Below are 11,338 nucleotides of genomic sequence, written 5' to 3' on the forward strand. Positions count from 1 at the left end.
CCCGTTCGGCGCTGGCATAACGCCTGGCGACACGCTACATGTGAGCGCGAAAGCGAGACACGGATGACCCTCAACAACGAAGAAGATCTGCTGCGGCTGAAGGAAATCGGCCGCATCTGCGCCAATGCCTTGCAGACGATGGGCGAGGCGCTGGAGCCCGGCATCACCACGGCGGAACTGGACGCGATCGGCCGCAAGGTGCTGGAAGACGCGGGCGCCCGCTCGGCGCCGGAGCTCTGCTACAATTTTCCCGGCGCCACCTGCATCAGCGTCAACGAGGAAATCGCCCACGGCATCCCCGGCAGCCGGGTGATCAAGGCGGGCGATCTCGTCAACATCGACGTGTCCGCTGAAAAAGACGGCATCTTCGCCGACACCGGCGCCTCGTTCCCGGTGCCGCCGGTGACAGTCGCGATTGACCGTCTCTGCCGCGACGGTAAGCGGGCGATGTGGGTCGGCCTCAAGCAGGTGCGTCCCGATCAGCCGCTGGCGGCGATCGGCAACGCGATCGGCGATTTCGCCCGCAAGAACCGCTATTCGCTCGTCACCAATCTCGCCAGCCACGGCATCGGCCGCTCGCTGCACGAAGAGCCGACCGAGATCGCCACCTGGCCCGACCCGCGCGAACGCCGACGGATGACCGATGGTATGGTCTTCACCGTCGAGCCTTTCCTGTCCATTGGCGCGCAATGGGCCGAAGGCGGCAATGACGACTGGACGCTCTACAGCGATCCGCGCGCGCCGACGGTGCAGTATGAGCACACGGTCGTGGTCACGCGCGGCGGGCCGCTGGTGGTGACGCTGCCGGGCTAATGCAAAGACACGACGGCGGCCCAACAGCCTCCGTCGTCCTCCTGGCCATTTTCTGCTTCATCGCTGCTTGCATGATCTGCCGGCTCGGTAGGTGCAACTCACCTTCCGGCAAATGCTCTAACCCATTGAAATCGGCGATCGTTCGATTCCTTCAATAGGTCCTTCAATTATTGTCGTTTGTGGTGCGCCATATTGCGGCGCAATAAATTGATATGACCACGCTCGACAGACCGCTCCAGACCAACATCTCCGCCGCGGCAACCGCCGGCGCCATTGCCATGGCCATCGCCATGGGCTTCGGCCGGTTCTCTTACACGCCGATCCTGCCGGCGATGATGGCGGATCTTGGCTTGTCGCCGGGCGATGCCGGCCTCATCGCCTCGGCCAACTTCGTCGGCTATCTCGCCGGCGCCAATCTCGGAGCCTATGGCTGGGCGCATGGGCATGAGCGCCGGATCGGGCTTCTGTCGCTCGTCGCCACGACGGCCCTGCTGGCGGCCATGGGGCTCTCGTCGTCGGTCGCCGTACTGGCGCTCATCCGGTTCCTCGCCGGCCTTGCCAGCGCCTTTGCAATGATCTTCATCTCCGGCATCGTGCTCGGCCATGGCCTGCATGCCCGGTCGGAGCATGTGCCCGCCGTGCACTTTGGCGGCGTCGGTCTCGGCATCGCATTCTCATCGCTCTGCGTCTGGGCAAATCCGCTTGCGGGGCACGCCGGCCTGACGACCTCCATGGGCGACTGGTTCACCGGTGCGCTGGTCGGGCTGATGGGGACCGTTGTCGTCGCAGCACTCCTGCCTGGTGTTCCGTCATCCGGTGCTGGTCCGGTGCGCGAAAAGCCGCTTCGCTGGACGCGGCCACTGACGGTGGTGACCTTCACCTACGCGCTCTTCGGCTTCGGCTACGTGATCACCGCCACCTTCCTCGTTGCCATGGCGCGCGACCCGAGCGGCGGCCACAGCATCGAGTTTCTCGCCTGGCTGCTGACGGGCCTTGCCGCAGCGCTTTCGGTCTATCTCTGGCGCTTTGCGGTCCCGCGCTTTGGCCTTGCCGGGGTCTATGCGATCGGCCTTCTGGTCGAAGCCGTCGGCCTGGTGCTGACGGTCAGTCTGCCCTTGCCCTATGCCCCGCTTGCCGGCGGCCTGATGCTGGGCGCGACGTTCATGATGATCACGGCCTATGGCCTGCAGATCGGCCGGCAGCTTGCGCCGGAAAGCCCGCGCCGTGCGCTGGCCCTGATGACGGCTGCCTTCGGCATCGGCCAGATCATCGGTCCGCTGGTCGCCGGCTGGCTTGCAGAACGCACCGGCAGCTTCGCAGCACCGACCCTGATTGCGGCGGCCGTGCTCTTCCTTTGCGGTGGCGTTATCCTTGCCGAACTGAAGCGGATTTCCACGGCGCTAAGGGCCTGACGGGTGCCGCCGGCGGCATCGAAATCCGCCCTGTTCGCCGCGGCCTTTCCGGATGAAATAACAGTAACGTTTATATTATCCGATTGTTGACGACGGCGCTTTGCCCTAGTTTCGGCGCTTCGAGCGGTAACACATCGCCTGACCGAAACGTGAGTAGACCCCTTTGTTCCATTCCTTCTTTCCGAAGCCGAAGCTGTTCTTCACCTCCGGTGCCCTCTGGTCGCTTGTCTGCATTCTGGTCTGGTATACGGCCGGACCGCAGATGGGGGCCGCTGTCGGCTTGCCGCCACTGGCCCCGGGCGAAAAGCCGCCGATCGGCCTTGCCTATTTCTTCACCCCGGACAATCTCTGGTTCTATCTCTACTTCACCATCTTCGTGGTGATCTTCGGCGGTACCTGGAAGCTCATTGCCAAGGATCACCCCTGGGTCAATTGGTCGATCTGGGGCTCGGCCTTCATCATCTTCATCGCCTATTTCGCAGTGCAGACGTCGGTTGCGCTCAACAACTGGCGCGGTCCGTTCTTCGATCTGCTGCAAGATGCCTTGGCGAGGAAGCCGGGCATCACAGCTGGCCAGTTCTACACACTGCAGCTACGCTTCCTCGAAATCGGCTTCGTCGGCGTGACCCTCAACGTCATTACCGCGTTTTTCACGAACCATTACGTGTTCCGCTGGCGCACGGCCATGAACGATTTCTACATGTCGAAGTGGGAAAAGCTGCGGCATATTGAAGGGGCGTCGCAACGTGTTCAGGAAGACACGATGCGTTTTGCCAACATCCTCGAAGGGCTCGGCGTTACGCTGATCAACTCGGTGATGACGCTGGTGGTGTTTCTGCCGCTGCTGTTCAGCATGTCACAACATGTCGAGGACCTTCCGATCATCGGCGCGGTCCCCCATGCACTTTTCTGGCTGGCGATCGTCTGGTCGCTGTTCGGCACGGCACTTCTGGCGCTCGCCGGTATCAAGCTGCCTGGGCTGAACTTCAAGAACCAACGCGTCGAAGCAGCCTATCGCAAGGAGTTGGTCTACGGCGAAGATCATGGAGATCGTGCTCAGCCGGTGACGGTCAGGGAGCTTTTCGGCAATGTGCGCCGGAACTACTTCCGCATGTATTGGCACTATCTGTATTTCAACATCGCGCGCTATTCCTACGGACAGCTCGATGCGATCTTCCTCAACTTCATCCTGATTCCGACTTTCGTGGTCGGCAAGATCACCATGGGTATCTGGCAGCAGATCTCCACCGCCTTCGGTGAAGTCAGCAACTCCTTCCAGTACCTGGTCAACTATTGGTCGACGATCATCGAGTTGCTGTCGATCCATAAGCGCCTGACCGCCTTCGAGGCGGCGATTTCCGACGAGCCGCTACCGGAGATCGACCAGCGGTACCTGGAGCGTGGCGCGGCGGAAGATGCGCAGCCGGCCTAAGACCGGAACCCTCTACAGCAATCAGAAGGCGGAGCGATCCGCCTTCTTTTTTGCCTGCTCGATCATTGGCAGCGCCTGGGCGTAGCTGACACAGGCGACGTCCGATTTGCCGCAAACTTCAGTCAGCAACCGATCGAGTGCGCGCCAGTAGGCGCCGCCGTTCATCTCGACGAAGTGGAAGCCGAGCTGGAGGGGAATGCGGTCGCCGCTGTACTCGCGCTCGAAAGCTTTCCTGTAGGCTTCGTAGGTGCGCTCCTCGAAGCGGGCGCTGTCCTTCTTGTTCTCGACACCCATGGAGTGACGGACGAAGAGATTGTAGTCCATGCCGATCACCGGGCGCTGCGACGGTCCCTCGGGGATCAGCGGCAGGCCGAAACGCGGCAGGCCGTCCTTCGCCGACGGCCAGCCCGGGCCCTTGGTCACCAGGCTCGCATCATAGGTGAAACCCGAATCCTTGAGTGCCGGCAGCAGGCCATCGCTGAGAGAGAGATAGGGCGCGCGGAAGCCCTTGACGCTCGACTTCGCGAACTCGGCCCAACCCTCGGGCTCCGCGTCCGGCTTGTCCGCCTTCTTCCAGGCGTCGCGCAGCGCGGTGTTGAAGGTCGAGAATTCGCTCTGCCAGTCGGCCTTGCTCCAGCCCTTGCCGTCGAAATGGCCACAGGCATGGCTTGCGATGTCGTGGCCGTCGAGATGGGCCTGCCAGATGTGGCCGGCGCGGGTCGCAATTTCTTCGCGGCTCTGGGCGAAGCCGACATTGGAACGTCCGGGCTTCTGGCCCGGCGGCCTGTAGTTCTCTTTGCCGTCCGCTCGTGTCATCAGGAAGGTGCAGGAGAGGAAATAGGTGAAATGTGCGCCGGTGCGCTTTGCCATCGCCAGGCTCTTGTCCCAGAGCGCATTGTCATGCGCGCCGTCGAAGGAGACGATCACCAGCTGCTTGTCGCCGCTCGGAACGGTGGCAGGCGTTGCCGGCTCGGCCTGGGCGAGAGCGGGAAAAAGGGCGAGAGATAAAGCGGCGGAAATACGGATCATGGTCAACTGCAATGTTGGATTTTGGTCGCAGATGGTTCGAAATTGCGGCAATCCTTTGATCGGACTGGAAAAAAGACACCATCAAGGCTACTGCATAGCAACCTGGGCTGGATTCGGTTCAGGAGGAATGGCAAAGAAAATCAAAGAGCTACAGCGACTCAGGCGCGCCATGTCCGGCACGCGACGCTGATTTGGTCCGGTATCTCGAACAAAGCGGTGGCCCCATGGCGATACTCGTTCTCGGCATCATCATCTTTCTTGGATTGCACCTGATCCGCGTGGTCGCGCCCGGCTTTCGCGCCGGCGTCATCGAGAGCCGCGGCAAAGGCACCTGGATGGGGATCTATGCAATCCTCAGCCTCATCGGTCTCTGTCTGATCATTTACGGCTTCGGCCAGGCCCGCAGTGAAACGGGCATGCTGTACAATCCGCCGGTGTTCCTGCGCCATATCGCGCTTCTGCTGATGCTCTTTGCCTTCGTTATCGCGGCAGCCGGCTTCCTCCCGGCTGGGCGCATTGCGGTTGCGGTCAAGCATCCGCAGGTTCTGTCGATCAAGATCTGGGCGCTGGCGCATCTTCTGGCGAACGGCGAGACCTCCTCCGTCCTGCTTTTCGGTTCGTTTCTGGCCTGGGCGGTGATCCTGCGCATCTCGCTCAAACGCCGCGAGCGGGCAGGGGAGCGCGTGCTGCCGGTGTTCAAGTCGTCGACGAATGACGTGCTGGCGATCGTCATCGGTCTCGTCGCCTACGTTCTCTTTGTCTGGAAGCTTCACGAGTGGTTGATCGGGGTTCAGCCCGTGGTGATGGGCTAAATAACGTCGGCCCCCTTACAAGCGCCGCAAAATCGGGTAGAAGGCGCAAAATCCATGAGAGCGCGATGCGTGGCCAAGAACGCGTCGCGCATGCTCGAACAGTTTGAGATCGTGCGCTGTTCCCGTTGAAGACGGTCGGAATGGCGCACCAGTGGGCAGGCAAGGCCGGGGCAATAGATGGCGAACCAAGACGACAGCTTTATCCGCGAGGTCAATGAGGAACTGCGTTCCGACCAGATGAAGAGCATCTGGGCACGTTTCGGTAGTGTCATCGTGGCGATCGCCGTGCTTATCGTTCTCGGCACCATCGGCAAGGTCGGCTTCGACTATTGGCAGGACGGTGCGTCCTCGAAGTCGGGCGATGCGTTCCTGCAGGCGCTCAACCTTGCAAAGGAAAACAAGACGGACGAGGCGCTCGCTGCCTTGAACGCGCTGGAAAAGGACGGCTACGGCGCCTATCCGGTTCTGGCTCGTCTGCGCGCCGCAACGCTCCAGGCCCAGAAGGGCGAAACCGATGCGGCGGTGAAGGCATTCTCGGCGATCGGCAAGGACGGCAGCGTCCCGGCGGCCATTCAGGAAGCGGCGCGGCTGCGTGCGGCATACCTGCTCGTCGATGCCGGCAGCTACGATCAGGTCTCGGCCGAAGTCGAGCAGCTTGCAACGCCACAGAACAACATGCGCCACTCAGCCCGTGAAGCGCTTGGTCTTGCAGCCTACAAGGCCGGCGACTACGCCAAGGCCAAGACCTGGTTCCAGCAGATCGTTGACGACACGCAGAGCCCGCGCAACCTCACCGGTCGCGCCCAGATGCTGCTCGACGTGATTGCGGCCAGCGGCAAGGCCTAAGGTTTCCGCCCATCCTCCACTTGGATGGGCACAGGGTGCACGACCCTTTCGAATCAGCGCATGATCCCAAAATCGATCTCGATCTTGGGGTTGTGCGCTAAAGCGTTTAAAGCAGTTTCAGCAAAAGTGCGTAGCGGTTTTGCGTTCGGGAATGCTTGAAACATCAGACGGAGCAGTCCCAAAGGGAAACGCTCCCGTGTCGCCTCGCTGCGGCCGAGAACGAAATTATGAGTGCCGCCGGCCATTCGGCAGCGGCACTCCAAGCGGAAACGGATAGATCCATGAGCTTCACCGTCGCCATCGTCGGGCGTCCCAATGTCGGCAAGTCCACCTTGTTCAACCGTCTGGTCGGCAAGAAGCTGGCGCTCGTCGACGATACGCCGGGTGTTACCCGTGACCGGCGGCCCGGTGACGCCAAGCTGATCGATCTGCGCTTCCGCATCATCGACACGGCCGGCCTCGAGCAGTCGGCACCCGACACGTTGCAGGGCCGCATGTGGGCGCAGACCGAGGCCGCGATCGACGAAGCGGATTTGTCGCTGTTTCTGGTCGATGCCAAGGGCGGCCTGACGCCGGCCGACGAGACGCTCGCCGAAATGCTGCGCCGCCGCGGCAAGCCGGTGGTGCTGGTCGCCAACAAGTCCGAGGCGCGCGGCTCCGACGGAGGTTTCTACGATGCCTTCACGCTCGGCCTTGGCGAACCGTGCCCGATCTCGGCCGAACACGGCCAGGGCATGCTCGATCTGCGCGATGCGATCGTCGCTGCGATCGGCGAAGACCGCGCCTTCCCGCCGGAAGACGACGTGGCCGAGACCGATATCGATCTGCGCCCGACGTTCAAGGACGAAGATGGCGAAGAGGAAGAGGCCGAGGCTGCCTATGACGAGACCAAGCCGCTGCGCGTGGCGATCGTCGGCCGTCCGAACGCCGGCAAGTCGACGCTGATCAACCGCTTCCTCGGCGAAGACCGGCTGTTGACCGGCCCCGAAGCCGGCATCACCCGTGATTCCATTTCTGTCGAGTGGGATTGGCGCGGCCGCACCATCAAGATGTTCGATACGGCCGGCATGCGCCGCAAGGCCAAGGTGCAGGAGAAGCTGGAAAAGCTCTCGGTCGCCGATGCGCTGCGCGCCATCCGATTTGCCGAAACGGTTGTCATCGTCTTCGACGCGACCATTCCCTTCGAGAAGCAGGACCTGCAGATCGTCGACCTCGTCTTGCGCGAAGGCCGGGCTGCGGTGCTCGCTTTCAACAAGTGGGACCTGGTCGAGGACTGGCAGGCGGTTCTGGCCGATCTCCGTGAAAAGACCGAGCGGCTGCTGCCGCAGGCCCGCGGCATCCGCGCCGTGCCGATTTCCGGCCATACCGGCTACGGCCTCGATCGGCTGATGCAGGCGATCATCGAGACGGACAAGACCTGGAACCGCCGCATCTCCACTGCGCGGCTCAATCGCTGGCTGGAATCGCAGCAGGTTCAGCACCCGCCACCGGCCGTTTCCGGCCGCCGCCTCAAGCTGAAGTATATGACGCAGGTGAAGGCCCGCCCGCCGGGCTTCATGATCTCCTGCACGCGCCCCGACGCTCTGCCGGAATCCTACGTGCGCTATCTGATCAATGGACTGCGCAACGATTTCGACCTGCCGGGCGTGCCGATCCGCATGCATTTCCGTTCGGGCGACAATCCCTTCGAGTCCAAGGCGAAGAAGCGGCGCTGAGCGCGGGATGAGGAAAAGCGTGTGCGGTTTTCCGCTCGCATCCTATATCCAGCGCACGTAACGCGATCCTGCCGCTCAGGCGGCAGGTAGCTTTTCCCGGGCGACCAGCGCTCCGTGATGGCCAATGACACCGGCGGCGACGCTCGCCGCAAAGGCGGCTGCCTCCGGCGGCTGATCGCCTGTGACCAGCCGTGCGACGAAGGCACCGTTGAAGCTGTCGCCGGCGCTTGTGGTGTCAACCACACGCTCGACCGGCGTCGCCGGCACGTGTTGAACCGGGGCATCGCCAAAGGCGAGCGTCACACCCTTTTCCCCATCCTTGACGACCACATTGGTGGCGCCGAGGCCCTTGTAGCGCGCGATCGTCACCTCGATCGAGGCGTCGCCGAAATGGGTGATCTCATCGTCGAAACTCGGCATCACCAGGCTTGCGGCGCGGGCACCGTCCGTCAGCGTGCTGCGCATGCGCTCGGCATCGTCCCAGAGCCGCGGGCGAATGTTCGGATCGAAGACCACTTGCTTGCCGGCCGCCTTGGCACGGCGCAATTCCGAAAGCAGCGTTTCCACCGCATCGGGGGAAAGGATCGCCAGCGTGATGCCCGAGAAGAGGATGAGGTCGGAGCTTTCGATCGCGCGCCGCAGATGGTCCGCATCGTCGGCCAGCAGCTTGGCGGCCGAGTGCGAGCGCCAGTAGGAGAAGCTGCGCTCGCCGTCCTTCAGATGGATCATGTAGAGGCCGGCGGAGCGGTTTTCGATGCGGCGGACGTTCGACGTGTCGATCTGCTTTTCCGCCATGAAGGCCAGCATCTCGTCGGAGACCGTGTCGGTGCCGACGGCGGAGCAATAGGCGACGGTCCAGTCGGCAGGCATGAACAGCCGCGCATAGTAGGCGGCGTTGAAGGTGTCGCCGGCATAGCCTTTGCGCAAGAGCCCGCCTTCCGCCTGCATGAGCTCGACCATGCACTCCCCGATCGCAAGCATCTTTCCGGCCAACGACTTTCCTCCTCACAAGATTTCGTCTGAGACGGGATAAGGGGCGCGGCCGCTTACCGCAAGAGATAGTTTCCGGCCGCTTTGGTGACGATCCGTTCGTGGCCGCGAATGGCGTTTACTCCGGCGCCGGGCAACGCTACACCTTTGCGCGACAGACCGTCTTCAGGGGGCTCTACATGGCGTCTCGGCAGGTATCGGGTGACGATTGGTGGCGCGGCGCGGTGATCTATCAGGTCTATCCGCGCTCTTTCCAGGATACCGACGACGACGGCATCGGCGATCTCAAGGGCGTCACCCGTCGGCTGCCGCATATCGCCTCTCTCGGCGTCGATGCGATCTGGCTGTCGCCGTTCTTCACCTCGCCGCAGGCGGACATGGGCTACGACGTCTCCGACTATTGCGACGTCGATCCGATGTTCGGAACGCTCGCCGATTTCGACGAGATGCTTGGCGAAGCCCACCGTCTCGGCCTCAAGGTGATCATCGACCAGGTGATCTCACACACGTCCGACCGCCATCCCTGGTTCGTCGAGAGCCGCTCCAGCCGCACGAACGGAAAAGCCGACTGGTATGTCTGGGCGGATCCGAAGCCGGATGGCACGGCGCCCAACAACTGGCTATCGATCTTCGGCGGCCCCGCCTGGGAGTGGGATGGGGTGCGCAAGCAATACTACATGCACAACTTCCTCGGCTCGCAGCCGGATCTCAACTTCCACAATCCTGATGTTCAGAACGCGGTGCTCGATGCCGCGCGCTTCTGGCTCGACCGTGGGGTCGATGGCTTCCGGCTCGACACCGTGAACTTCTATTTCCACGACAAGCATCTGCGCGACAACCCGCCGCTTGTTCCCGATCCCGACGCCACCAGCAACGATGCGCCCGACGTCAATCCCTACGGCATGCAGGACCATCTGCATGACAAGAGCCAGCCGGAAAACATCGCCTTTCTCCAGCGCTTCCGGGCGTTGCTCGACCGCTACGAGGGCCGCATGACCGTCGGTGAAGTCGGCGACGGCGCCCGCTCGCTGAAGACGGTGGCTGCCTATACCAGCGGCGGCGACAAGCTCAACATGTGCTACACCTTTGACCTCTTGGGCCCGGACTTCACCGCGGCCCATATCCGCCGCTGCGTCGAGAATTTCCAGAAGGCCGTTACCGACGGCTGGGTCTGCTGGGCCTTTTCCAACCACGACGTGACGCGCCATGTCAGCCGTTTTGCCCAAACCGAAGCGGAGCGGGAGAGGGTGGCGCGTCTGGCGATCACGCTGGTTTCCGCCTTGCGCGGCTCGATCTGCCTCTATCAGGGCGAGGAACTGGGGCTGCCGGAAGCCCAGCTTGCCTTCGAGGACCTGCGCGACCCCTATGGCATCCGCTTCTGGCCTTCCTACAAGGGCCGCGACGGCTGCCGCACGCCGATGGTCTGGGAAGAAGGGGCAACCAATGCCGGTTTCTCTGGCGGCAAGCCGTGGCTGCCAGTGCCGGCTGAACATCGCCGCCTGGCGGTGGACACCATGGCCACGGGCGCGGATACGACCCTTAACCACTACCGGGCAACGCTCGCTTTCCGCAATTCGCAGCCGGCGCTGCGCGATGGCGCGATGCGTTTCCTCGACAGCAACAGTGACCTCCTGGCCTTCGTTCGCGAAACGGATGGCGAACGCCTGCTCTTCGTCTTCAACCTTACCCGCGAGCCCCAGGCGTTTCTGCCGCCGGCTGCGGTGCAACCCCTGGAATTGCCCGGATATCCGGCGCGCCTCGAAGCCGGTAGCATCCGGCTCGCCGGACTGTCGGCCTTCTCGGGAAAACTCTGATGCGCGTTTTGTTGATGGATGGTGAAACCATCGGCCGCTGGGTCGAGATGCGTCTGGCGCTGTGGCCGGACACGCCGGAAGCCGAGCATCGCGCCGAGGTGGAATCCTGCCTTGCCGAGAACGAGCGCTACGCATCCTTCCTTTGCGAAGACGAGGCTGGCGTCGCCGCCGGTTTTGCCGAAGCTTCGATCCGCCGGGACTATGTCAATGGCTGCGAAACCTCCCCAGTCGGTTTCCTTGAGGGGATCTATGTGTTGCCCGGTTTTCGCCGTCGCGGTGTGGCGCGCGCCTTGATCACCGCGGTCGAGCGCTGGCCACATCGCAAGGATGCCAGGAACTTGCCTCCGACACGGCGACCGACAATCTCAGGAGCCAGGGCCTGCACATGGCGCTTGGCTTCGAGGAGACGGAGCGCGTCGTCTATTTCCGCAAGGAGCTGGCGCTGGCTGCGGCCGACAACTGAGCGCTGCCTGAA

At 62.8% G+C, this 11,338-nt stretch carries 10 protein-coding genes and 1 pseudogene; 8 read left to right on the top strand and 3 right to left on the bottom strand.

What is annotated here, in order from left to right; translation table 11 throughout:
* Window positions 1-63 precede the first annotated feature (63 nt).
* The 3 genes from map to sbmA all read left to right on the top strand — a co-directional run bounded on the left by map (window position 64) and on the right by sbmA (window position 3,657).
* Window positions 64-813 carry a type I methionyl aminopeptidase gene (gene map, locus AB4Z53_RS21920; protein WP_113535538.1) on the top strand — a complete coding sequence of 250 codons (750 nt, stop codon included), beginning with the start codon at window positions 64-66 and terminating at the stop codon, window positions 811-813.
* 212 nt (window positions 814-1,025) lie between these two features.
* Entirely contained in the window at window positions 1,026-2,225 is a 1,200-nt protein-coding gene (locus AB4Z53_RS21925; RefSeq protein WP_441597707.1) for an MFS transporter, read from the top strand.
* Between the two features lie 163 nt (window positions 2,226-2,388).
* Window positions 2,389-3,657: a peptide antibiotic transporter SbmA gene (sbmA, locus tag AB4Z53_RS21930; RefSeq protein WP_113535537.1), complete on the top strand. Its 1,269-nt coding sequence runs from the start codon at window positions 2,389-2,391 to the stop codon at window positions 3,655-3,657.
* Window positions 3,658-3,678: 21 nt separating this feature from the next.
* Here sbmA and AB4Z53_RS21935 read toward each other — a convergent pair whose 3' ends face one another.
* Complete coding sequence (locus AB4Z53_RS21935; RefSeq protein WP_441597708.1) at window positions 3,679-4,686, bottom strand: polysaccharide deacetylase family protein; 1,008 nt, start codon at window positions 4,684-4,686, stop codon at window positions 3,679-3,681.
* Between the two features lie 224 nt (window positions 4,687-4,910).
* Here AB4Z53_RS21935 and AB4Z53_RS21940 point away from each other — a divergent pair, with 224 nt between their 5' ends.
* Both AB4Z53_RS21940 and AB4Z53_RS21945 read left to right on the top strand, forming a co-directional pair.
* Entirely contained in the window at window positions 4,911-5,498 is a 588-nt protein-coding gene (locus AB4Z53_RS21940) for an NnrU family protein (protein WP_441597709.1), read from the top strand.
* Between the two features lie 177 nt (window positions 5,499-5,675).
* Window positions 5,676-6,344 carry a tetratricopeptide repeat protein gene (locus AB4Z53_RS21945; RefSeq protein WP_223725167.1) on the top strand — a complete coding sequence of 223 codons (669 nt, stop codon included), beginning with the start codon at window positions 5,676-5,678 and terminating at the stop codon, window positions 6,342-6,344.
* A 53-nt stretch (window positions 6,345-6,397) separates the two neighbouring features.
* Here AB4Z53_RS21945 and AB4Z53_RS21950 read toward each other — a convergent pair whose 3' ends face one another.
* Window positions 6,398-6,589 carry a hypothetical protein gene (locus AB4Z53_RS21950; RefSeq protein WP_441597710.1) on the bottom strand — a complete coding sequence of 64 codons (192 nt, stop codon included), beginning with the start codon at window positions 6,587-6,589 and terminating at the stop codon, window positions 6,398-6,400.
* Between the two features lie 36 nt (window positions 6,590-6,625).
* Here AB4Z53_RS21950 and der point away from each other — a divergent pair, with 36 nt between their 5' ends.
* Complete coding sequence (gene der / locus AB4Z53_RS21955; RefSeq protein WP_113535674.1) at window positions 6,626-8,059, top strand: ribosome biogenesis GTPase Der; 1,434 nt, start codon at window positions 6,626-6,628, stop codon at window positions 8,057-8,059.
* Window positions 8,060-8,134: 75 nt separating this feature from the next.
* On the opposite strand, the gene AB4Z53_RS21960 is transcribed toward der, so the two are convergent.
* Window positions 8,135-9,052, bottom strand: coding sequence for a sugar kinase (locus tag AB4Z53_RS21960; RefSeq protein WP_441597711.1), 918 nt, complete (start codon window positions 9,050-9,052; stop codon window positions 8,135-8,137).
* Window positions 9,053-9,228: 176 nt separating this feature from the next.
* On the opposite strand from AB4Z53_RS21960, the gene bglA reads away from it, so the two are divergent.
* The gene (bglA, locus tag AB4Z53_RS21965; protein WP_441597762.1) at window positions 9,229-10,863 is read left to right on the top strand and encodes a beta-galactosidase BglA; all 1,635 of its coding nucleotides are present in this window, start codon (window positions 9,229-9,231) and stop codon (window positions 10,861-10,863) included.
* Window positions 10,863-11,326, top strand: a pseudogene (gene aac(6'), locus AB4Z53_RS21970) (aminoglycoside 6'-N-acetyltransferase). Before bglA ends, aac(6') begins: the two are co-directional and overlap by 1 nt.
* Window positions 11,327-11,338: the final 12 nt, after the last annotated feature.

This window comes from Ensifer sp. 2TAB8 (genome assembly GCF_052115125.1).
In the GTDB taxonomy this organism is placed as follows: Bacteria; Pseudomonadota; Alphaproteobacteria; order Rhizobiales; family Rhizobiaceae; genus Ensifer.